This window comes from Streptomyces sp. 150FB (genome assembly GCF_000818195.1).
Classification (GTDB): Bacteria; Actinomycetota; Actinomycetes; order Streptomycetales; family Streptomycetaceae; genus Streptomyces.
In genome coordinates this window covers 5078895-5099098 of sequence record NZ_JTHL01000001.1, presented here as the reverse complement: position 1 = coordinate 5099098, position 20204 = coordinate 5078895, and the positions used below count along the sequence as shown (strand labels likewise).

The 20204-nt window shown below is 70.8% G+C and carries 23 protein-coding genes; 9 read left to right on the top strand and 14 right to left on the bottom strand.

What is annotated here, in order from left to right; genetic code table 11:
* Nucleotides 1-351 precede the first annotated feature (351 nt).
* Together QR77_RS21840 and QR77_RS21835 are read left to right on the top strand one after the other, a co-directional pair.
* The gene (locus tag QR77_RS21840; RefSeq protein WP_063798063.1) at nucleotides 352-1485 is read left to right on the top strand and encodes a C40 family peptidase; all 1134 of its coding nucleotides are present in this window, start codon (nucleotides 352-354) and stop codon (nucleotides 1483-1485) included.
* Nucleotides 1486-1771: 286 nt separating this feature from the next.
* The gene (locus tag QR77_RS21835) at nucleotides 1772-3106 is read left to right on the top strand and encodes a response regulator (RefSeq protein ID WP_040023778.1); all 1335 of its coding nucleotides are present in this window, start codon (nucleotides 1772-1774) and stop codon (nucleotides 3104-3106) included.
* Here the strand turns inward: QR77_RS21835 and QR77_RS21830 are convergent.
* The 3 genes from QR77_RS21830 to QR77_RS21820 all read right to left on the bottom strand — a co-directional run bounded on the left by QR77_RS21830 (nucleotide 3088) and on the right by QR77_RS21820 (nucleotide 4757).
* Entirely contained in the window at nucleotides 3088-3465 is a 378-nt protein-coding gene (locus QR77_RS21830) for a DUF2516 family protein (protein WP_078876992.1), read from the bottom strand. The two genes, QR77_RS21835 and QR77_RS21830, sit on opposite strands and share 19 nt — an antisense overlap.
* A gap of 152 nt (nucleotides 3466-3617) precedes the next feature.
* Nucleotides 3618-4289: a hypothetical protein gene (locus QR77_RS21825; protein ID WP_040023776.1), complete on the bottom strand. Its 672-nt coding sequence runs from the start codon at nucleotides 4287-4289 to the stop codon at nucleotides 3618-3620.
* An 18-nt stretch (nucleotides 4290-4307) separates the two neighbouring features.
* A complete protein-coding gene (locus QR77_RS21820; RefSeq protein ID WP_040023774.1) occupies nucleotides 4308-4757 on the bottom strand; it encodes a helix-turn-helix transcriptional regulator in 450 nt (149 codons plus the stop codon).
* Between the two features lie 183 nt (nucleotides 4758-4940).
* On the opposite strand from QR77_RS21820, the gene QR77_RS21815 reads away from it, so the two are divergent.
* Entirely contained in the window at nucleotides 4941-5963 is a 1023-nt protein-coding gene (locus QR77_RS21815) for an FAD-binding oxidoreductase (RefSeq protein WP_236710761.1), read from the top strand.
* Between the two features lie 209 nt (nucleotides 5964-6172).
* Entirely contained in the window at nucleotides 6173-6892 is a 720-nt protein-coding gene (locus QR77_RS21810; RefSeq protein WP_078876988.1) for a PHB depolymerase family esterase, read from the top strand.
* Between the two features lie 44 nt (nucleotides 6893-6936).
* Here the strand turns inward: QR77_RS21810 and QR77_RS21805 are convergent, their stop codons facing one another.
* The gene (locus QR77_RS21805; RefSeq protein ID WP_040023772.1) at nucleotides 6937-7629 is read right to left on the bottom strand and encodes a TetR/AcrR family transcriptional regulator; all 693 of its coding nucleotides are present in this window, start codon (nucleotides 7627-7629) and stop codon (nucleotides 6937-6939) included.
* 53 nt (nucleotides 7630-7682) lie between these two features.
* Between QR77_RS21805 and QR77_RS21800 the strand changes: the two genes are divergently transcribed.
* On the top strand, nucleotides 7683-8825 hold the full coding sequence (locus QR77_RS21800; RefSeq protein ID WP_040023771.1) for an NAD(P)/FAD-dependent oxidoreductase: 1143 nt from the start codon (nucleotides 7683-7685) through the stop codon (nucleotides 8823-8825).
* 24 nt (nucleotides 8826-8849) lie between these two features.
* Here QR77_RS21800 and QR77_RS21795 read toward each other — a convergent pair whose 3' ends face one another.
* From QR77_RS21795 to QR77_RS21785, 3 genes are read right to left on the bottom strand one after another with little or no spacing between them, the layout of a single operon-like run.
* Nucleotides 8850-9176: a DUF1048 domain-containing protein gene (locus QR77_RS21795; protein ID WP_040023769.1), complete on the bottom strand. Its 327-nt coding sequence runs from the start codon at nucleotides 9174-9176 to the stop codon at nucleotides 8850-8852.
* 1 nt (nucleotide 9177) lies between these two features.
* Nucleotides 9178-9534 (bottom strand): DUF1048 domain-containing protein, encoded by a 357-nt coding sequence (locus QR77_RS21790; protein WP_040023767.1) that lies wholly within the window; start codon nucleotides 9532-9534, stop codon nucleotides 9178-9180.
* Nucleotides 9531-9857, bottom strand: coding sequence for a PadR family transcriptional regulator (locus tag QR77_RS21785; RefSeq protein ID WP_040023766.1), 327 nt, complete (start codon nucleotides 9855-9857; stop codon nucleotides 9531-9533). The genes QR77_RS21790 and QR77_RS21785 overlap by 4 nt, the downstream gene beginning before the upstream one ends.
* Before the next feature lie 161 nt (nucleotides 9858-10018).
* Here QR77_RS21785 and QR77_RS21780 point away from each other — a divergent pair, with 161 nt between their 5' ends.
* Nucleotides 10019-10756, top strand: a complete 738-nt coding sequence (locus QR77_RS21780; protein ID WP_040023765.1) for a VOC family protein — start codon at nucleotides 10019-10021, stop codon at nucleotides 10754-10756.
* Nucleotides 10757-10771: 15 nt separating this feature from the next.
* On the opposite strand, the gene QR77_RS21775 is transcribed toward QR77_RS21780, so the two are convergent.
* Nucleotides 10772-11494, bottom strand: a complete 723-nt coding sequence (locus QR77_RS21775; protein WP_040023764.1) for a TetR/AcrR family transcriptional regulator C-terminal domain-containing protein — start codon at nucleotides 11492-11494, stop codon at nucleotides 10772-10774.
* 62 nt (nucleotides 11495-11556) lie between these two features.
* Here QR77_RS21775 and QR77_RS21770 point away from each other — a divergent pair, with 62 nt between their 5' ends.
* Nucleotides 11557-13212, top strand: a complete 1656-nt coding sequence (locus QR77_RS21770; RefSeq protein ID WP_040023762.1) for an FAD-dependent oxidoreductase — start codon at nucleotides 11557-11559, stop codon at nucleotides 13210-13212.
* A 33-nt stretch (nucleotides 13213-13245) separates the two neighbouring features.
* Here the strand turns inward: QR77_RS21770 and QR77_RS21765 are convergent, their stop codons facing one another.
* The 4 genes from QR77_RS21765 to helR form a co-directional block, all read right to left on the bottom strand.
* Nucleotides 13246-13494 carry a hypothetical protein gene (locus tag QR77_RS21765; RefSeq protein WP_040023760.1) on the bottom strand — a complete coding sequence of 83 codons (249 nt, stop codon included), beginning with the start codon at nucleotides 13492-13494 and terminating at the stop codon, nucleotides 13246-13248.
* Nucleotides 13478-13729: a DUF6400 family protein gene (locus QR77_RS21760; RefSeq protein ID WP_040023758.1), complete on the bottom strand. Its 252-nt coding sequence runs from the start codon at nucleotides 13727-13729 to the stop codon at nucleotides 13478-13480. Before QR77_RS21760 ends, QR77_RS21765 begins: the two co-directional genes overlap by 17 nt.
* A gap of 268 nt (nucleotides 13730-13997) precedes the next feature.
* The gene (locus tag QR77_RS21755) at nucleotides 13998-14330 is read right to left on the bottom strand and encodes a hypothetical protein (protein ID WP_040023756.1); all 333 of its coding nucleotides are present in this window, start codon (nucleotides 14328-14330) and stop codon (nucleotides 13998-14000) included.
* Nucleotides 14331-14500: 170 nt separating this feature from the next.
* Nucleotides 14501-16663 carry an RNA polymerase recycling motor ATPase HelR gene (helR, locus tag QR77_RS21750; RefSeq protein WP_040023754.1) on the bottom strand — a complete coding sequence of 721 codons (2163 nt, stop codon included), beginning with the start codon at nucleotides 16661-16663 and terminating at the stop codon, nucleotides 14501-14503.
* Nucleotides 16664-16934: 271 nt separating this feature from the next.
* Here helR and QR77_RS21745 point away from each other — a divergent pair, with 271 nt between their 5' ends.
* Complete coding sequence (locus QR77_RS21745) at nucleotides 16935-17597, top strand: class I SAM-dependent methyltransferase (RefSeq protein WP_040023744.1); 663 nt, start codon at nucleotides 16935-16937, stop codon at nucleotides 17595-17597.
* A gap of 79 nt (nucleotides 17598-17676) precedes the next feature.
* Here QR77_RS21745 and QR77_RS21740 read toward each other — a convergent pair whose 3' ends face one another.
* The gene (locus tag QR77_RS21740; protein ID WP_040023743.1) at nucleotides 17677-18543 is read right to left on the bottom strand and encodes an RNA polymerase sigma-70 factor; all 867 of its coding nucleotides are present in this window, start codon (nucleotides 18541-18543) and stop codon (nucleotides 17677-17679) included.
* Nucleotides 18540-19124, bottom strand: coding sequence for a carboxymuconolactone decarboxylase family protein (locus tag QR77_RS21735; RefSeq protein ID WP_040023742.1), 585 nt, complete (start codon nucleotides 19122-19124; stop codon nucleotides 18540-18542). The genes QR77_RS21740 and QR77_RS21735 overlap by 4 nt, the downstream gene beginning before the upstream one ends.
* Before the next feature lie 213 nt (nucleotides 19125-19337).
* Between QR77_RS21735 and QR77_RS21730 the strand changes: the two genes are divergently transcribed.
* Nucleotides 19338-20168: a transglutaminase-like domain-containing protein gene (locus tag QR77_RS21730; protein ID WP_040023741.1), complete on the top strand. Its 831-nt coding sequence runs from the start codon at nucleotides 19338-19340 to the stop codon at nucleotides 20166-20168.
* Nucleotides 20169-20204 lie beyond the last annotated feature (36 nt).

Here is a 20204-nt window from a genome sequence, read left to right as displayed (position 1 = left end):
GTGGAGTGGGCGGCGCTGGCGCCGGGCCGGGCGGTTCGGTAGCGGGCTTCTGTGGAGGTTCGTCGCGGGGGGCTTCGGTGGGGATTGTGTTGGGGGATTGAGTCGCGGCTTGCGGCGGGATCTTCCGTGGAGGTCCTCCGTGGGGGGCTTCCGTAGGACGTTCCGCGATGAGATTGTTCCGAAGCGGCCGTTCATAGGGGGCCGTTCGTCCGCGGCCGTTCATGTGGGGCCGTCATGATGCGGGTGTGCCAACGCACTCGTTCGAGGGACGGACGGGGCTCCGGGAACATGAGCGGCGTCTCGTTCGTCACTCACGGATGAGTACCTGGGGATTGCTCGGAGGGGGAGCCTGTGAACCGACATCGCTTTGTCACGGCTGCGATCGCGGTCGCCTGCGCGTTCGCCGTGCTGTCGGCGCCGGGCCTCGTGGCCGGGGCGTACGCGGCGCCGGGGCCGCCCGCACCCACATCGTCCCCATCGGCCGTGGCTCCGCCGACCGTTGGCATGGCGCCGGGCTATGTGCCGGCCGGCCAGCAGCCCCGCAAGGACGGCAAGACCCTCCAGGACGTGCGCCTGGAGATCGACGGCCTGTACAGGAAGGCCGCCACGGCGACGGACGCGTACAACCTCGCCCAGGAGAACGTCACCAAGCAGTCGGCGGAGATCGTCGATCTGGCGCGGGAGCTGGTTGACGGCCAACTGCGCATCGACAAGCTGAAGTCGAGCGCCGGCGCCACCGCACGCGCGCAGTACAGGAGCGGCGGGCTGCCGCCCGAGGCGCAGTTGGTCCTGACCTCCGACCCGGGGAGCTTCCTCGACGGCATCGGCCGGATGCGGCAGGGCCAGAAGGCCACCACGGATCTACTGACCGAACTGACCCGCGCGCAGGACGACCTGAAGACGTACGCCGCCGACGCGAGCACGCAGTGGCAGCGGCTGGAGGACAGCAGGGCGAAGAAGGAAACCGCGAAGAAGGAGATCACCAAGCAGATCGCCGCGGCGAAGAAGCTCGAAGCGGGACTGGCGAAGGACGAGCGCGCGCGACTGCTGCAACTGGAGAAGGACGCGGCTTCGTCGGCGCAGTTGGCCTGGCTCGGTTCGGGCGCCGTCAAGGACATCAACCGCAAGGCGAGTCCTGAGGGCAAGAAGGCGATCCAGTTCGCGATGGAGCAGGTGGGCAAGCCGTACGTCTGGGGCGCGGAGGGACCGTCGTCCTACGACTGTTCGGGACTGACCTCGCAGGCGTGGATCGCGGCCGGGCGGAACATCCCGCGCACCTCGCAGGAACAGTGGCGGCTGCTGCCCCGGGTCGCACTCAAGGACATCCGTCCCGGCGACCTGATCGTCTACTTCCAGGACGCGAGCCATGTGGCGATGTATGTCGGGGACGGCAAGATCGTGCAGGCGCCGCGCCCCGGTCGGAATGTGACGCTGTCCGGCGCGGGAACGATGCGAATACTCGGCGTCGTACGCCCCGACAAATAGCCAGGAAGCGGAGAACGGATCCGGGGGTCGAGGGACTCCCGGCGGTGTGACGCACCCCATTCCAAACCTGTCGGCCCGCGCCTTCCCGCGTGATGTTTGTCATGGGCACCAGTCCGCGCCGACGCCGAAATCCCGCCGGATGCGTGACGGGAAGCGGCATATGACGGTGACCCGTCCCAGAAGCGCCATTCCGTTCCGGCCTCGCCTACCGCTAGGGTCCCGGTCGGTGGGGCGTCGTTCGTCGCTCCGCCCGTGCCCTCGGGGGGAGGGAAGGAAACCCAGACCGATGCCCGTACCCGTTCCCGTACCGCGGCAGCGCACAGGTTCAGCGGTGGAGAGACAACCCGCCGTGGAGACCGCCAACGGCGGCGACCTCATGATCCTGGTGATCGAGGACGGCCCCGCGGGGCCGTTCACCGCCCCCGAACTGCCCGAGGGCGGCGGTACGCGTGTCCGTATCCGTACCGCGCGCAACCTCACCGAGGCCGAGCGGCTGCTGACCGACGACATCCACTGCATCCTCGTGGACCTCGCCCTGCCGGGGACGGACGACAGCGACGAACTGGCCGCGCTCAAGCACGTACTGCGGCTGGCACCCCGCCACGCCGTCCTCGCCCTCGCGGCGGAGGGCGACTCCGAGCGGGCGGCGGCCGCGGTCCGGGTGGGTGCCCAGGACTACCTGTTCCGCGACGAGCTGGACGGGCGGCTGCTGAGCCGCGCGATCCGCTACGCGGTCGAGCGAAAACGCGCCGACATCGCGCAGCGCCAGTTGACCGAGTCGAGGCTGCGGGCCCAGGAGAACGCCCGGCTGGAGCGCGGTCTGCTGCCCACTCCCCTGCTCCAGGGCTCCGACCTGCGCTTCGCGTCCCACTACCGGCCGGGCCGCTCGCGCGCGCTGCTGGGCGGGGACTTCTACGACACGGTCCGTACGCCGGACGGCACGGTCCATGTGATGATCGGCGACGTCTGCGGGCACGGCCCCGACGAGGCCGCGCTCGGCGTGGAACTGCGGATCGCCTGGCGGGCGCTGACCCTGGCCGGACTCTGCGGCGACCAACTGCTCTCCACCCTCCAGCAGGTCCTGGAGCACGAGCGGCAGAGCGAGGAGATCTTCGCGACGCTCTGCACGGTCGACATCGCGCCCGACGGCCGGCGCGCGGGCCTCTGTCTGGCCGGACACCCGGCGCCGCTGATCGCCCGGCACGGCCGCCCGGCGCGGCTCCTCCCGTACGAGGACGGCGGCCCGGCGCTCGGGCTGCTGCCGCGCGCCCGCTGGCCCCGGCGGCAGGTGGAGCTGGGCGGGACCTGGAATCTGATGCTCTACACGGACGGCCTGATCGAGGGCCGGGTCGGTCCCGGTTCGGGTGAGCGCCTCGGCGAGCAGGGCATGGTCGAGATGATCAACAGCCAGCTCGCGCAGGGCCTGCGCGGTGACGACCTGCTGGAGGCAGCCGTCAGACACGTACGCGAACTGAACGGCGGCGAGCTGACCGACGACGTGGCCATACTGCTGCTCGGCCGCGGGCCCAAGGACGGCACGACGCCGTACGGAGAAGGGGCCACAACAGCAGCGGGAGCGAAGGCGACAGCGCCCCGGGAGAGTCAGCGACCGCCGTTGTAGGGCCCGTAAGGCCCGTCACTGCTCGATCCACCCCTGCGACCGCGACCGCCACCGCGTCCGCCGCCGGAGATCCCCCGTACGGCGGGCCGTACGTCGACCCAGAAGACGATCGTCGCGACGAGCCCGGCGAGCTGCACCATCTGCTGGAGCGGCCCGAGGTTCACGTAGAAGGCGAGCACATAGACCGCGACGACCGCGCCGAGCAGCCCCACCCAGAACTTCTTGGTCTTCTTGTCGGTGGCGCGGTACGCGTCCTCGCGGGTCATCGCCCCGATGACCAGGGCGACCAGCGCGTACACGAGCAGCACCAGCTCGAACAACAGGTACAGAAGTGTGAACGTGTCCAAGGTACTGAGCACCGCCTCATCAGTCGTCCGGTCGGTTGTCCGGGGGGCCTGGTCGGTCCGGCGGTCCGGGGTGGAGCGGCCTCACGGCCGGGCGGACCACGTTACCCGGCGAACGAAGCCGGGCACCCGGAAAGTGCCCGGCCCGCCGCCCGCCATGCGAATACCTACTTGTCCGTGGTCTTGTCGCCGGGCTTGGCGGCCGGCTTGTCAGTGGCCTTCTCGGCGGACTTCTCGGCGGCCGGCGTGGCCTTCTTCGCCGCCGACTTGCGCGGGGTGCTCCTGCGACCGGTGGGCTTCTTGGTGTCCTCGGGAGCGGCCGTACCCGCCGCCCTGGCCGCGGACGTCGACCTCGGCGCCGTCTTGGGAGTGGCGGGCTTCGCCGGCTCGGGCTCGACGGCGACGGCGATCTCGGTGATCTCCTCGGCGGTCTCGCCGCGCCAGGACCGTACGGTCTTCTCGCCGCGCTCGGCGACCTTCTCGTACGTCTCACGCGCCCTGACCGCGTACTCGGCGGCCACGCCGACGCTGCGCAGCGCCAGGTCCTGAGCGCTCTCGCCCAGCTTCTTGAGGTCGGTGTCGAAGGACCCGAACACCTCGGTGACCTTGGCCTGCACGGTCGCCTGGGCCTCCTTGGCCTGCCCGGTGACCTTGTCCTGCACGGACTTGGGATCGGCGTTACGCACGGCATCGATCCGCGCCGGAGCCTCGGCCCGCAACTGCTCGATCAGGCCGGGCACCTTCTTGGCCTGTTCCACGGCGATGTCGGCGGTGCCGGCCGCGAAGTAGAGGGGCGTCGGGTCGGTGAGGGTCTTGCGCAGGTCATCTGCGATGGCCATGACTGTGGTCCTCCCGGATCAGTTTGAAGGTTTTGAAGGTGAAGGTTCTGAAGGTGGTGTGGCAGCACTGCCGCCTGCGGCGCGGGATTCCTCGGCCGGAACGGTCCCGGCACTCGGGGCGTCGTGTCCGTTCTCCTTGCGGAAGGACTCGTAGATCTGGAGCAGCACCTGCTTCTGCCGCTCGTCGATCGAGGGGTCGGCAAGGATGACGGCCCGCGTCTCCAGCCCCTCCCGCTCCCGCTCGTCGAGCATGCCCGCCTGCACGTACAGGGTCTCGGCGGAAATCCGCAGCGCCTTGGCGAGCTGCTGGAGGATGTCCGCACTCGGCTTGCGCAGGCCGCGCTCGATCTGACTGAGATACGGGTTGGACACCCCGGCGGCCTCGGCGAGCTGCCGCAGCGAAAGCTGCGCGTTGCGCCGCTGCTCGCGCAGGTACCCACCGAGGTTGCCGACGTTGAGTGATGCCATGGCTCCATCGTGCGCCACCCTGCTAACTATTGCAAGCACATGCTTGCAATAGTGTTCCGCGCCACGCGCGACGCTTGCCCGCGGGGGGTGTTCACGCGTGCCGACGGCCTGGGCGGTCGTCGGTCAGTGGGCGTCGACAAATCAGGCCGCGCGGGCGGACGCCACGCCGCTAGGGTCGTGAACGTGTTGAACTCATCGGTGAGTGGGGACTTGGTCGTCGTCGGCGCCGGCATTGTCGGCGCGTCGGTGGCCTATCACGCCGCCCGGGCGGGCGCCGCGGTGACGTTGGTCGACGCCGGGCGGCCGGGGGCCGGGGTGACGGCGGACTCGTTCGCCTGGATCGGGGCGTCCGGCGTGCGTAAGGGTCCGGCCGCCGGGCTGCGGGCCACCGCGACGGCGGAGTACCACCGACTCGGGGTCGAGTTGCCGGGACTCCCGGTGACCTGGTCCGGCTCGCTGAGCTGGACCAGGGAGGGCGGTGCGCCGGACGCCGGGCCCGGGCAGACGATCGTGGACGCGGCCACCGTGGCGACGCTCGAACCCGCCCTTCGGCAGCCTCCGGAGTGGGCTGTCTGGGCGCCGGATGACGGCGCTGTCGACTCGGTGGGCGTGACCGAGCGGCTGGTCGCTGCCGCTCGCACCCATGGCGCTCGGGTACATCTGGACACGCCGGTCACCGCGGTCCGCCGGGATACGGCGGGCCGGATCACCGGAGTTGAGACGACAGCAGGACCCCTGTCCGGTGCGACGGTGGTGCTGGCGGCCGGAGTTGCCACGGCCGCGCTGGGCGCGCCGCTCGGCGTGCGCGTCCCGGTCGAACCGTCGCCGTGTCCGCTGCTCCGGTTCCGCGCCCCGGCCGATCTCGTCCGCGCAGTGGTCACCACCGAGGACTTCGATCTTCGGCAGGTCGCCGCGGACCGGCTGATCGCCGCCGCTGACTCGCCCGAACGGGCCCTTGCCGCCGTCCGGTCCACTTTCCATGGCGCCGGGAGCGTCGAGTTGCTCAGCACCCGAATCGGAGTGCGCCCGATGCCGGCCGACGGTGAGCCGATCGTCGGCCCGGTCGCCGAGGTCCCGGGCCTATACGTGGCGGTGATGCACTCGGCGGTCACGCTCGCCGCGGCCGTGGGCCGCCTGGTCGCACGGGAGTTGGTCGACGGAACTGTTGAGTCGGCTCTGTCGGGTTGCCGCCTGGATCGCTTCTGACGGGCCCTGTTCTCCCGGAGCCGCCACGAAGTGACGGGTAGCTCTCGCTGCGAGCAGGCCGAGGCGGGCAGTCACGCCTTGGTGGAGGCGGCTTTCTTCGGCGCGCGTGACCGATGAGCAGGTGTCGAAATCCGTTCGCCGCACGGGCACGATGGACCGGTCTCGGACGATTGTCCGACACCCCGTCAAACCCGATTGAGGTGCATGTGATGCGCAAGCTCCGAAGCGTCACCCCGGCCGCGCGCAAGCACGAGGTGCTCGACGGCGGCCCCGCCCCGGCTGACGTCCTGCCGTACCTCCTCCACCTGCCGGAGGACTACGACACAGACTCCGAGCGCAAGTGGCCGCTCGTGCTGTTCCTGCACGGCGCCGGCGAACGCGGCTCCGATCTGGACTCGGCGGCACACCACGGCATCCCGAAGCTGGCGGAGGCCGGCCACGAGTTCCCCTTCGTGATCGCCACCCCGCAGTGCCCCGCATCCAGCCAATGGGTCGCCGAGGTGACGACGCTCGCCGGGCTCCTGGACGACGTCACCGCCGACTACCGCATCGACCCGTCCCGCATATACGCCACCGGCCTGAGCATGGGCGGCTTCGGCACCTGGAGCCTGGCCATCCGCTACCCCGAGCGCTTCGCCGCCATAGCCCCGATCTGCGGGGGCTTGTGGATGCAAGGCGTCGACCCCATTCGTCACCTGCCGGTCTGGACCTTTCACGGCGAGGAGGACAAGACCGTCCCGATCGAGTTCACCGAGGAGATAGTGGCGGGCCTTGAGGCCCTCGGAGCGGACGTCCGCTTCACCCGGTACCCGGGCGTCGAGCACGACTCCTGGACCCGGACCTACGACAACCCCGCTCTCTACGACTGGCTCCTCGCCCATCGCCGCACCGACGCCCATCGCCGCACCGACCAGGCCTGTGCGAGCTGACCGTACGGTCATACGGGCAGTCAGGCGCCCGCCGCTTCCGAGCGTCACGCCGGCGGGCGGGTGAGTTTGGCGGCCACGGCGTCGAGGACCCAGTCCAGGCCGGTCGCGAAGGAAGTCTCGGCGTCCACGTCCGTACCGTCGTGCACGGCCTTGCTCAGCGCCGGGAAGCGGCCCGTGGCCAGCATTCTCGTCACATGCGGGCCGGAGGCGCGCTGCCAGTCGCGCTTGGACAGGCCCGTGGCGCGCTCGGCCCGCAGGTTCGCGATCTCGCGCCTGATCGCGCCGGTGAAGTAGGCGCTGACGGTCTCCACGGCGCGCATGACGGTGTCGACGTCGGCGAGGCCGTCGAGGGCGGCCAGCGTGGCCTCGGTCACGGCGAGGCCGTTCGGGCCCAGGGTCGGGCGGCCGCCGAGCAGGTCGGCCAGCCATTCGTGGCGGAGAGCGGCCTGCCTGGTCCGGTGGGCGAGGACGGACAGCGCCTCCCGCCAGTCACCGGGCTGCTCCTCGGGGACGATCTCGGCCTGGACCTCGTCCACCATGAGGTCGAACAGCTCCTCCTTGGTGGAGATGTATCCGTACAGCCGCATCGGGCCGGCCTCCAGCCGGGCGGCGACCTTGCGCAACGACACCGCCCCGAGCCCGCCCTCGTCGGCCAGCGCGACGGCTGCGGCGACGATCCGCTCCCGGTCGAGCGGTACGGGGCGAGTCGGCGGCTCCGGCCGGTCCCACACAGTCATGAGCACATCGTACGCTTGCGATGCGCCGTAATGGGGCAATACAGTGTATCGCCATGAGACATCGAATCGCCGTGGTCGGGAGCGGCCCTACCGGCCTTACCTTCGCCCGCGTCCTGCACCGCCACGACTACCCCGTCACCGTCCTGGAACGCGATCCCTCCCCCGAAGCCCGCCCACCGGGCGGCACGCTGGACCTGCACAAAGGGCTGGGCCAGCTCGCGCTGGACAAGGCGGGGCTGCTGGCGGATTTCCAGGCGCTGTCCCGTCCCGAGGGGCAGGCCATGCGCATCCTGGACACCGCCGGGACCGTCCTGCGCGACTGGCGACCCCGTCCGGACGACCTGGCCAATCCCGAGATCGACCGCGGGCAACTCCGTGACCTGCTGCTCGGCCCTCTCGACATCCGGTGGGGGCAGGGCGTGACGCGGGTGGTGCCGGGGACCCGGGACGGCGTACTGGTCCACTTCGCGGACGGGCGGCAGGAGACGTTCGACCTCGTGGTCGGCGCGGACGGCGCCTGGTCCCGGGTCCGCCCGGCAGTCTCGCCGGTGACGCCGCACTACACCGGCGTCACCTCGGTCGAGACCTCCCTCGACGACGTCGACACCCGCCACCCCGACCTCGCCCGGTTGGTCGGCGACGGTTCCATGGCCGTGTACGGCGTGAACCGCGCCCTCGTCGCGCAGCGCGGCAGCGGCGGCCACGTCAAGGTGTACGCCCAGTTCCGCGCGCCGCTGGACTGGCACTCGAACCTGGACCTGGCCGACGCCGAGGCCGTGCGAGCGAGTCTGCTGGCGCTGTTCGACGGCTGGGCCGCTCCCGTCCTCGACCTCCTCCGCCACGGCACCGCTTTCGCCCACCGCCCCCTCCACGTCCTGCCCGTGTCCCACACCTGGACCCACGTCTCCGGGGTGACGCTGCTGGGTGACGCCGCCCATCTGATGCCCCCGTTGGGGGCGGGCGCGAACCTCGCGATGCTGGAAGGCGCCGAACTCGCCGAGTCCATCGCCACCGGACCCGGACCCGGCCCCGTCCCCATCCCCGGAGATCTGGACGAGACCGTCCGCGCCTTCGAGGAACAGATGTGGGCACGGGCCGGCAGGTGGGCGAAGATCACGACGGCCGGACTGGAACGCCTCGTGAGCCCGGACCCCGCCGAAGCGCTCGCCCTCTTCGATCAGGTGCAGCCATCCTGACCACCGAGCGCGAGCAACTCGGGCTCAGCCCTTCGCCGTGCCGGGCTTCCCGCTGATGGACTCCTGATAGATGTCCGCGTAGGTACGCGAGTCCTTGACCAACTCGTCGCAGAAGGCGGCGACGTCGTTGCCGATGAGTTCCAGGACTCCCTTGCCGGCCGCCACACCCTCCTCGAAGAAATCGACGATCCCTGAGAGCAGGTGCCCGTCAGCCAAGTCCACCGGTCCGACCTTGAAGAGGTACTTCTGCATCTCCTTGTAGACGATCCGGTAATCCGGCGGCAGCGCCTGGACCCGCGCCACGTGCCCCCGCCACTGCTTCTTGCCCCGGATGATGTCCTGGATCCCCACGTCAGCCTCCCAGCCGGCCCAGTTTTTTCGCGACGTTTCTGTTCAACTGCTCGCGCCACCGGTCGCGATAGTTCCGGGCCCCTTCTCCGCCGGTCAGCGCCGCGCAGAAGCCGTCGAGGTCGTCACCGAGCACTTCGTGAACGCTCTGCCCGTCCGCCGCTGCCTCTTCGAGCAGCCCCAGGACGCCGTCAAGAATCGGCATCAGGTTGCGCCCCGTGAAGTCCGAGTGGGGGGAGACGCGAACCTTGATCTGTCCCCACGCCGCCCGGTAGTCGGCCGGCAACGCCTCCGCCCGCGCTTCGAACGCCTTCCAGTCCCTCGTGAGGTCGCTGCCCGTAACGGTCTCCCAGACGTTCATCGCCCGCCCTCCTTGAGCTTGTCGATTCGTGATGCGAGGTACTCCCATTTCGCCCAGAACGCCGCGAGTTCTTCGCGCCCCGCGTCGTTGAGTGCGAAGAACTTGCGCGGTGGACCCAGTCCGGACGGCCGTTTCGTCACCTGGACGAGCCCGTTCCTCTCCAGCCGGAGCAAGATCGTGTAGATCGTCCCCTCGACGACGTCGGCGAAGCCGAGTTCGTTCAGCCGACGCGTGATGGCGTACCCGTACGTCTCCTCGCTGCCGATGATTTCCAGCACGCAGCCCTCAAGCGTGCCCTTCAGCATCTCCGTCAGATCGTCCATCGCGGTCCTCTTCGGTTCTCCTGGTACTGCGTAGCACCAAGTACCACTACACGGTATCGCAGAGTAGTGAACGTGCCTAGTGGGCAGGGGACTTGGTTACAGAGGTCGTCACCTAGGTCGTCACGGAGGCCGTCGCTGAGCGGGTGCATAGGATCGCCGGCATGACGCTGCGACCCGTCCTGGTGAACGTGAAGGCTCTTGACGACTCGGCGGTCGGCCGGTTCTGGGGAGAAGCGCTCGGCTGGCGTATCACCAGCCAGGAAGCCGGCGCGACCGCCGCTCAACCCGTCGGCTTCGACTGGCTGGACCCGGGCACCGTCCGCGTCGACGTCATCGCCGTACCGGAAGCCAGGACGGCGACGAAGAACCGCCTCCACCTCGATCTCGCCACCACTTCCGCCGCCCATCAGGCGGAGTTGGTCGCGCGCCTGAAGGCTCTCGGCGCGACGCCCGTCGACGTGGGCCAGGGCAACGTGCCGTGGACGGTCCTCGCCGACCCGGAGGGCAACGAGTTCTGCGTGCTGGAGCCCCGGGAGATCTACCGGGACACCGGGCCGATCGCCGCGGTGGTGGTCGACTGCGCGGATCCGCGGGCCATGGCGCGGTTCTGGGACGAGGCGATCGACTGGACCCTGCACGAGGTGACCGACGATCAAGCGGTGTTCCGGTCCGCCAAGGGGGTCGGCCCGTATCTCGAGTTCCTCCGCACCGGCGTGAAGACCGTGCCGGACCGCGTCCATCTCGACCTGCTGCCGGGCCCCGGTGACGACAGGGCGGCGGAGGTGGCCCGGCTGCGGGCCCTCGGCGCCGCGGATCTCGACGTCGGCCAGGGCGACGTCCCGTGGACGTGCCTGACCGACCCGGAGGGCCACGAGTTCTGCGTCCTCACTCAGGCCTGACGCGGAGCCGCCGGGCTAGCGGCGGGCGAGGCCGTCGGTCATCAGGGTCAGGGTGAAGTCGAACCGGTCGTGGCCCTCGCCTGCCGTGAGCTCGGTCGCGTAGCGGGTGGTGTGGGGGAACGTCTCGGCGGGCAGGGCGGTGAACCTGCGTACGAGTTCGTCGCGGTCGCGGACCCAGGCGACGTCGTCGTGCGCGGAGCGCCGGCGCGCGATCGACACCTCGAGGCAGTACGCGGCCACGTACAGCAGGAGGGCGTCGATGGCCCAGGCGGCGGCCCCGGGAGCGACGCCGCCGGCGAGCAGGATGGCCAGCATCCCTTCGCTGACGCGCACGGTCTCCAGGTCGGTGGGGGCCATGGCGAGCGCGGCGCGGGAGATTCCGGGGTACTTCAGGTACTGGTCGCGCATCTGTGTGCACACGCCGCGGAGCTGCTCCCGCCAGGCCTCGGGATCGGGCCGGGGCAGTACGAGTTCGGCGCACAGCCGGCCGATGAGCAGCTCGTCGAGGTCGGCCTTGTTGACCACGTGGGCGTAGAGCGAGGCCGGTCCGGTGTCGAGCGCGGTGGCGAGCCGGCGCATGGTCAGTGCCTCGTAGCCCTCTGTGGCGATGACGTCCAGCGCGGTGTCGACGACCTGCTCCACCGTGATCGGGGCCTTACGGCGCCGCGGCCTGGGACCGGTTTCGACCTCGGGGTTCGGCTGCTGGTGGCGTGCCGCGCGTCGCTCTCTCGGGTTCACCGCACCATCATAGCTTGACACGAACATCGTTCGTATATAGAACGGTGTTCGTGATAGTTGATATGAACCAGGACGCGGATGTGACCGTGGTCGGAGCCGGGCCGGTGGGTCTCGTGCTCGCGGCCGAGCTGGCGCTCTCCGGAGCGACGGTGCAGGTGCTGGAGCGACGGGCCGAGCCGGACGAGGCGGGGAAGGCGGGGGCGATCAACGTACCCACGGCCGAGGCACTCGACCGGCGCGGCCTGCTGCCCGCCGCCGAACAGGTACAGCGGGACATGGTCGAGCGGGCGGGGTCATTCGCACGCATGGTCGGCGACCGGCCGTCCGGCGGCGAGCGGCATGCGCCGGGTGGCGGAGAGCGAGGGCCCGGTGGCGGCCGGCGAGGGCCCGGGTCGCGGTTCACCGGACATTTCGCGGGGATGGTCCTCGACCCCGACCTCGTGGACGCGTCCGATCCCGACCTCGCCGCGCACACCGCCGTCGACGGAGCGAGGCTCGTCCCGCAGCGCGAGCTGGAGGCGCTGCTCGCCGGCCACGTCGCGCGACTCGGCGTGCCGGTACGACGCGGGGTGGAGGTCACCGCGCTCGAAGACACCCGCGACGGCGTGCTCGTCGGCACCACCGCCGGCCCGGTGCGCACCGGTTGGCTGGTCGGGTGCGACGGCGGGCGCAGCACCGTACGCCGCCTCGCCGGCATCGACTTCCCCGGCACCGACCCCGAGCTGACCGGCCACCTGGCGGTCGCCGACATCGCCGACCCCTCGGTGCTCGCCGACGGATGGACGTGGTCGGCCCGGGGGGCGTATCGCTACGGGCCACAGCCCGGCCGGGTCGTCACCGTCGAGTTCGACGGCGCTCCCGCCGACCGTTCGGCGCCGGTCACCCTTGAGGAGTTGCAGACCAGTCTGCGCCGGGTCTCGGGCACCGACGTCACGCTGACCGCGCTGCGCGGTGCGGCGACCCGCTGGACCGACAACGCCCGCCAGGCAGCGAACTACCGGTCGGGGCGGGTGCTGCTGGCCGGCGACTCCGCCCACGTGCACTCGCCGTTCGGTGGCCAGGGGCTCAACCTCGGGGTCGGCGACGCGATGAACCTCGGCTGGAAGCTCGGTGCCGTGGTCGCCGGATGGGCGCCCGAAGGGCTGCTCGACACGTACGACGCCGAGCGCCGGCCCCTCGGCGCCTGGGTGCTGGACTGGACGCGGGCCCAGATCGGGGTGTTGCGCGGGGACGCCAAGTCGGCCGCGCTCCGGGAGGTCGTCGGCGATCTGCTGAGCACGCGGGAGGGCACGACCTACGCGGTGAAGAAGATCTCCGGCGTCACGCAGCGCTTCGACCTGCCGGGTGACCATCCGCTGGTCGGCAGGTTCGTCCCCGACGTGTGGCTGAGCGACGGCTCGCGTCTGGCCGACCACGGCCACGGCGGCGGGTTCCTGCTGCTCGACCGCACTCCGGACGGCGCGTTCGCGCGCCGCGCGGCGGCCTGGGGCGGACGCGTGACCAGTGTGACCAGCGTGAACGACGATCACGCGACGCCGACGGGAGTGACGGGGATGTTGGTACGCCCTGACGGGGTGATCGCCTGGGCCTCCGACACCGACGGCCCCGCCGACACCACGGGCCTCGAAGCCGCCCTGCGCCGATGGGCCGGGGCACCGTCGTCCGCACCCGCACCCGCACCCGCACCCGCACCCGCCGAGCGCGAGTCGGCGGGCTGAACCTACGCGTCAGGCTCAGGCGCGTCAGGCGCGTCAGGCGCGGAAAGTGCCGCCCTCGGGGCGGGGAGCGACGCCCGGGCGGGTGTTCAGGGACCACGTGTGGGTGCAGTGCGGGCACTGGAGGTGGAGCACCGGGCCGGCGTTGGAGATCAGGTAGCGCCAGTGCTCGTGGCAGTTGCGGTGGTCGGCGCAGGTCGCACAGTGGCGGGCGTCGTCGCAGACCGGGCAGGCCACCCAGGCGCGGCGTGCGGGGTCCGCCTGGGGGTCAATGGGAAGCCGCACGGCCCGGCTCCTCCCCCGGCAGGACACCGGCCGCGACGAGCATGTCGTACGTACGCTGCTGCTCGGCGTCCAGGCCGGAGTACAGCAGGGCGTACGCCTCGTCCTCGCCCCGGAGCGCGGCCACCGGGTCCCAGTCGGGCCCGAGCGCGGCCACCACCTCGGCCCGTCGCCGGGCTTCCTCGAAGGTGAGGTCGATCGTGAAGGGGGTCAGGCCGGAGGTGTTGTCTTCATTCATGGCGGGACTTCCGATGGGCCGGGCGGACCCCTCCATCTGTACCAGGGACCCCCACCACGAGGGAAGGGTTACCTAAGTTGCCCGGCCACGGCCCGGGGCGACACCCCACCCGGCCCACCCGCGAGCCACCCCCGGATCGGCTGACGGGGGCGGCCTGTTGCCGGCCTCACGCGCCGGGCGCCGCACCCGGTCCGCTCACCGCACTGTGACGTACATCATGGCCCGCCCGTCACGCATCATGCGCCCGCGCGTCACGCGTGCGACCGCGTCAGGCCTGGCCGGTCTCGAAGCGGCTGATCTTCCCGTCGTCGGTGACCGTGAACTGCCACGTCGTGTGCATCGTCCCCCACTTGTCGCTGTGGATGTCCACCATGAGGGCGCGGCCGGCGTCGGACTCGGAGACGACCTCCATGACGTCACCCGCGTGGCCGTTGAGGAGCTCGGCGTCGGTCCATTGCCGCAGGTCACGGTCGGAGCCGTCGTCGGACATGGTCGCGTCGCCGGTCAGGATCGCGGCGAAGGCATCCCTGTCCTGTGCGTTGACAGCGGTGACGAAGGCGCGGACTGCGGGGTCGGTCAGCGACCCGGACTCGATGGTCATGAGGACTCCTCGAAGGGGATAGCGGCCGGGCAGCGGAGGCGCGGCCCATATCGCGCATCAGGTGACAGTGGACCAATGATCCGAGCCCGGCGCGCGCCACGACACACGCGATCCGATGGCGCGGACCGCCCGAGGGACCGCCCGAATCGACCCTACTGGCGCTACCGGCGTCAGGGGCTCGTGAGGATGACGAGTTGCTGTGTCGCCCGCGTCATCGCCACATAGCGGTCGACCGCTCCTTCGATGCCCTCCCCGAACGCCTCCGGGTCGACGAGCACGACCAGGTCGAACTCGAGCCCCTTCGTCAGCTCCGGGGTCAGCGACCGGACGCGGGGCGTCGTACGGAAAGTGGGGTCGCCGATGACGCAGGCGATCCCGTCCGCGTGTGCGGCGAGCCAGGTGTCGAGGATCGCGTGCAGATCCGAAGCGGGCCCGTGGACGACGGGTAGGTCGCTGGTGCGGATGGAGGTCGGCACGTTGGCGTCCGGGAGTACGGCCCTGATGACCGGCTCCGCCTCCGCCATGATCCCTTCCGGTGTGCGGTAGTTGACGCTGAGCGAGGCCAGCGTGACCCTGTCCAGCCCGACCCGCTCCAGCCGTTCCTGCCACGACTCCGTGAACCCGTGCCTGGCCTGCGCACGGTCCCCAACGATGGTGAAGCTCCGGGACGGGCACCTGAGCAGCAGCATCTGCCATTGCGCGTCGGTCAGTTCCTGCGCCTCGTCCACGACGATGTGCGCGAACGGGCCCGCGAGCAGATCCGGATCGGCGCTGGGCTGCGCGGCCTCGTCGACCAGGGCTTCCCGCATGTCCTCTCCGTGCAGCATCGTCATCGCCCCCTCACCGTCCTCGTCGGCCTCCAGCAGGGAGGCGACGACCTTGTCCATGTGTTCGCGTTCGGCGGCGATGGAGGCCTTCTGCCTGCGCGCACGTCGTGACGCCTCCGGATCGCCGAGCCGCTGCCGGGCCGCGTCCAGGATCGGCAGGTCGGACACCGTCCAGGCCTGGGCGTCCGGGCGCTGGAGCCGCCGGACGTCGTCGGGGCTGAGCCAGGGGGCGCACTTCCGCAGGTACGCGGGTACGGACCACAGGTCGCCGACGAGGTCGGCCGCCTCGATCAGCGGCCACGCGCGGTTGAAGGCGGCGACCAACTCCCTGTTCTGCCGGAGCGACTTGCGGAGCAGGGCGACCGGGGCGTCGTCGGTGTCGCCGGCCTCGGCGTGCTTGTCCAGCAGGATCGTGAGCAGCTCCTCCCAGACGTGCTCGCGCGCCTCGTTGTGCGGAGTGCCCGGTTCCGCCGCGTCGAACGCCACGGCCCAGTCGTCGACGGTCAGCGAGAGGTCGGACCAGTGGGTCGTGATCTGCATGCCCTTGGTGGGCGGCTCCTCGTAGAACCTGACGGCCGGCTCGACCGCCTCCACCAGCCTCGCGGACGACTTCAGCCGGGCCACGTCCGGATCGGCCTCGATCGCCGCAGCGGCTCCCTCGGCGACGAGGTCCCGCAGCGTGCAGGTCTGCACTCCCTCCTCCCCGAGGCTGGGGAGGACATCGGCCACGTACCCCAGGTACGGCTGGTGCGGACCGACGAACAGCACGCCGCCCCTGCGGTGACCGAGGCGAGGGTCGGCATAGAGGAGGTACGCGGAACGGTGCAGCGCCACGACGGTCTTCCCCGTACCCGGGCCGCCGTCGACAACGAGAGCGCCACGGGATCCCGCGCGGATGATGGCGTCCTGGTCGGCCTGGATGGTGCCGAGCACGTCCCGCATCCGGGGCGACCGGTCGCTGCCCAGACTGGCGATGAACGCGGACTGGTCGTCGAGCGCGGCGTGCCCGACGATCCCGTCCGGGGTGAACACCTCGTCCCAGTAGTCGCTGATCCGGCCGCGCGTCCAGCGGTACCTGCGGCGGCTGGCCAGCCCCATCGGGTTGGCGTGGGTGGCGCCGAAGAACGGCTCGACCGCGGGCGAACGCCAGTCGAGCAGCAGCCGACGGCCCGTGCTGTCCGTGAGGCCGAGCCGTCCTACGTACACGGGCTCGGGGTCGTCCGCAGCGACCATGTGTCCCAGACACAGGTCAAGACCGAAGCGACGCAGCGCGCGCAGGCGAGTGGTCAGCCGGTGGATCTCCATGTCCCGGTCCATCGCCTGCCGGCCGATGCCGCCGGGCGCCCTGCGTTCGGCGTCGAGGCGGTCGGTCAGGTCGGCGATCGTCTGATCGAGACACTCCGCGATGGCCGCGAAGTGCTGCTCGTCGCCGGCGATCAGCGTCGGGTCGGCCTTCGGGGAAAGGCGGTCGGGAAGATCAAACGCGCTGGTAGTCCGGGAGTTCACTCATCAGCTCCGATATGGGGTTGCTTGCAACCGTTGTGCGCGGGTTCTCGCGGAATGCGACCTCGGCCGGACGATTCTGCGGCACGACAGGGGCCTTGCCGCAAGCCCCCCGGTGCGCTATAGGTTGAGAGTGGAGGGGAGTGGGTACTCCTTCTTCCTCCCATTGTCCGCCCCGGACGGGCCACCTCTCGGACAACCTCCTCGCGCATCGGCAGCGTGCCGCGTACATCGGCTCATACGTCGGCTCATACGTCGGCTACTGTCCTCCGCCATGACCGAAGCGACCTACCTGCACGCCACGCGGACGGCCTACGACACCGTCGCCGTCGACTACGAGCGAATCCTCCGCGACGAACTGGCCGCCAAACCCCTGGACCGCGCGATGCTCGCCGCCTTCGCCGAGTTCTCGCGGGCGCCGGGTGGCGGGCCGGTCGCCGAGCTGGGCTGCGGGCCCGGTCGTGTCACCGCCCACCTCCACTCCCTCGGGGTGAACGTCTTCGGCGTCGACCTGTCACCCGAGATGATCGCGGTGGCCCGTCGGACTCACCCCGGCCTTCGGTTCGAGGAGGGATCGATGACCGGACTCGACCTGAAGGACGACACCCTCGGCGGCGTCGTCGCCTGGTACTCGACCGTCCACACACCGCCCGAGGTGCTGCCCACCGTATTCGCGGAGTGTCACCGGGTGCTCGCTCCCGGCGGCTCCATGCTCCTGGCGTTCAAGGCCGGGGACCGGCTCAACCACTTGGACCGGGCGTACGGTCACGAGCTGTCGCTCGACGTCTACTGGATGTCTCCTGATCACATCGCCGACCTGATGAGCGAGGCCGGCCTCGTCCTGGACGCCCGGATGGTCCGCGAGCCCGACGAGAGTGAGAAGCCCCGACAAGGCCGGCAGGCCTTCTTCGTCGCCCACAAGCCCACGGGCTCCTGACGGAGCAGGAAACGGAGTTGGGCGGGCCGTGAGGTGATGGAGACGGCCCGCCCGGACCGTGAAAGGGGCGGCAGCCCGCTTACCTGACGAGGTCGGCCGGTTCGTCCAGTCGCGTCAGTTTGTGCGGGTTTCTGATCACGTAGATCCGAGTGATCCGGCCGTTCTCCACCTCCAGGCTGACCGCCGCCGGCTCGCCGTCGATCTCGACCCGGCCCGCAGGTGCGCCGTTGAGCCATACGGTCGTCGCGCGGAACGCGGCCACCACCCGGTTCGCGCGCGCCAGCAGCTTCGCCACCACCTCGGCCCCGTGGACCGGGGCCTGTACGGCGGCCACGATCCCGCCGCCGTCGGCGATCAGGACCACGTCCGGCGCCAGCACCTCCAGCAGTTCCTGCAACTGTCCGGTCCGCAACGCCACCAGGAACCGTTCGACCACGGCCCGCTGCTCCGACCGGCTCACCCGCACCCGCGGCCGTCGGGCCGCCACATGCTCGCGGGCCCGCCGCGCGATCTGCCGTACCGCCGCCGGGGACTTCCCGACGGCCCCGGCGATCTCGCCGTACGGCATGTCGAAGACCTCGCGGAGCACGAACACCGCCCGCTCCGCCGGTCCGAGCGTCTCCAGCACGGTCAGCATCGCGATGGAGACGCTCTCCGCGAGTTCGACGTCATCGGCGACGTCGGGGCTGGTCAGCAGCGGTTCCGGCAGCCACTGGCCCACGTACTCCTCGCGGCGGCGCGACACCGTCCGCAGACGGTTGAGCGCCTGCCGCGTGACCGTCCTGATCAGGTACGCGCGCGGGTCGCGCACCTGCGCGCGGTCGACGTCGGCCCAGCGCAGCCAGGACTCCTGCACCACGTCCTCGGCGTCGGCCGCCGAGCCGAGCATCTCGTACGCGACGGTGAACAGCAGGCCCCGGTGGGTGACGAACGGGTCCTGGCTCACGCCGTCGACGCCACGCCGGACTTCGACTTGGCAGAACGCGCGGCCAGCGGGATCTCGCACGCGGCGGAGAAGCCCTGCGACTCGATCCCGAGCACCGAGTTGCTCCGGGTCGCGAAGTTGGCGAAGGCGATGAACCCGGTCAGCTCGATCATCGCCGACGGCCCGAGCCGGTCGAGCAGCCGCGCGGACAGTTCGTCGGTGACGGTCGGCGGGGTGTTCGTCATCGCCTCGGCGTACTCCAGTACGTCCCGCTCCAGCGGTGTGAAGACGTCCGACTCCCGCCAGCGCGGCACCTGGCTCGCCTTGGTCAGGTCCAGGTTCTGGTTCCGCGCCTGGAAGTAGCCGACGTCGAGGCACCAGGTGCAGCCGACCTGCCCCGCGACGGCCATGTGCGCGAACGACTTGAGGCTCTCGTCGACCGCGTCCCACTCGCCCGCCCTGCGCCCGATCTCCAGGCATGCGTCGGCGACCTTGGGGTTGTTCCACATCACCTCGACGGGTTCGGGCACGAGGCCGAGCTGCTTGATCAGGCTCTCGCTGAGCTCGGTGGTGAGTTCCGCCTTCGGAACGCGTAGCGCCATGGTGTTCTCCCTGTACGTGTGCCTCTGTGGCTGCGGGCCTGTGTGTCCGCGTGCCTGTTCGGCATGAAGACACCGCCGGGCTCGCACCTGTGACAACCGTCGCGACCGTCGCAACCGTCGCGGGAAAAGCGTCGGCCTCCTGGCGGGAGAGGCAGGAGGCCCCGCCCGCGCGGCCCACCCCACTGTCAGACCCGCCCCCTACGATCCCCAGCCATGACCGACGACACGCTCGACTACTCCCGGCCCGGGCCGCTCACCCGCGTCGACGACCTGCCGTCAGCCCTGACCGAGGGCCTGCCGGACGACCCGGTCGGCATCTGCCGCGCCGTACAGGGGCTGGTCATCCAGCCTTCCGACGCCGCGGCGATCGGAGTTCCCGAAGACCGTCTCGCCGAGAAGGACATCCGGCCCGTGAGCGGGCTGCTGGCGGTGCTGACCGCCCTCGACCCCGCTCCGCTGCGGCAGGCCAGGACGCCGGAGACGAGAGTCGTGGGCACCTGCCGCCACTTCGCCACCTTCGCCTGTGCGCTGCTGCGCGCGCGGGGCATCGCCTCGCGGGCCCGGTGCGGCTTCGGCACCTGCTTCCTGGAGGGACGAAGCGTCGACCACTGGATCACCGAGTACTGGAAGGCCGGCGAGCGGCGCTGGGTACGCGTCGATACGGAGCACCTCGGCCACGGTTTTGTCGATCACCCCGAGGATCTCGCGCCGGGCGAGTTCCTGACGGGCGGCGAGGCGTGGATCCGGTACCGCGAGGGCCTGGTCGATCCGCTGACGTTCGGGGTGGCCGGCGTCGATCACGCCTGGGGACCGGCCGAGATCAGTGGCAACGCGGTACGTGATCTCGCCGCGCTCAACAAGCGGGAGATGCTTCCCTGGGACGAGTGGGGGCGGATGACGGAGGCCTACGGGGGCAAGACGGGGGCGGAGTACGACCGGCTCATCGACAGGGTCGCCGAGGTCTGCGCCGGGGACGAACCTGCCGCCCTGGCCCGCCTGTTCACCGACGGGGACCTGAAAGTTCCTCGGGACATGGTCGGTTGACGGGGCAGGGCGGACGGGCCGGGCAGGGTTCCGCCG

Excerpts from the sequence above, each read along its gene's own strand:
- QR77_RS21790 (WP_040023767.1), bottom strand. The coding sequence starts at position 9,534 with ATGAACGTCTGGGAGACCGTTACGGGCAGCGACCTCACGAGGGACTGG.
- QR77_RS21785 (WP_040023766.1), bottom strand. The coding sequence starts at position 9,857 with ATGGACGATCTGACGGAGATGCTGAAGGGCACGCTTGAGGGCTGCGTG.
- QR77_RS21735 (WP_040023742.1), bottom strand. The coding sequence starts at position 19,124 with ATGGCGCTACGCGTTCCGAAGGCGGAACTCACCACCGAGCTCAGCGAG.
- QR77_RS21770 (WP_040023762.1), top strand. The coding sequence starts at position 11,557 with ATGAACCAGGACGCGGATGTGACCGTGGTCGGAGCCGGGCCGGTGGGT.
- QR77_RS21745 (WP_040023744.1), top strand. The coding sequence starts at position 16,935 with ATGACCGAAGCGACCTACCTGCACGCCACGCGGACGGCCTACGACACC.
- QR77_RS21805 (WP_040023772.1), bottom strand. The coding sequence starts at position 7,629 with ATGACTGTGTGGGACCGGCCGGAGCCGCCGACTCGCCCCGTACCGCTC.
- QR77_RS21780 (WP_040023765.1), top strand. The coding sequence starts at position 10,019 with ATGACGCTGCGACCCGTCCTGGTGAACGTGAAGGCTCTTGACGACTCG.
- QR77_RS21730 (WP_040023741.1), top strand. The coding sequence starts at position 19,338 with ATGACCGACGACACGCTCGACTACTCCCGGCCCGGGCCGCTCACCCGC.
- QR77_RS21760 (WP_040023758.1), bottom strand. The coding sequence starts at position 13,729 with ATGAATGAAGACAACACCTCCGGCCTGACCCCCTTCACGATCGACCTC.
- QR77_RS21825 (WP_040023776.1), bottom strand. The coding sequence starts at position 4,289 with ATGGCCATCGCAGATGACCTGCGCAAGACCCTCACCGACCCGACGCCC.
- QR77_RS21835 (WP_040023778.1), top strand. The coding sequence starts at position 1,772 with ATGCCCGTACCCGTTCCCGTACCGCGGCAGCGCACAGGTTCAGCGGTG.
- QR77_RS21820 (WP_040023774.1), bottom strand. The coding sequence starts at position 4,757 with ATGGCATCACTCAACGTCGGCAACCTCGGTGGGTACCTGCGCGAGCAG.
- QR77_RS21755 (WP_040023756.1), bottom strand. The coding sequence starts at position 14,330 with ATGACCATCGAGTCCGGGTCGCTGACCGACCCCGCAGTCCGCGCCTTC.
- QR77_RS21800 (WP_040023771.1), top strand. The coding sequence starts at position 7,683 with ATGAGACATCGAATCGCCGTGGTCGGGAGCGGCCCTACCGGCCTTACC.
- QR77_RS21810 (WP_078876988.1), top strand. The coding sequence starts at position 6,173 with ATGCGCAAGCTCCGAAGCGTCACCCCGGCCGCGCGCAAGCACGAGGTG.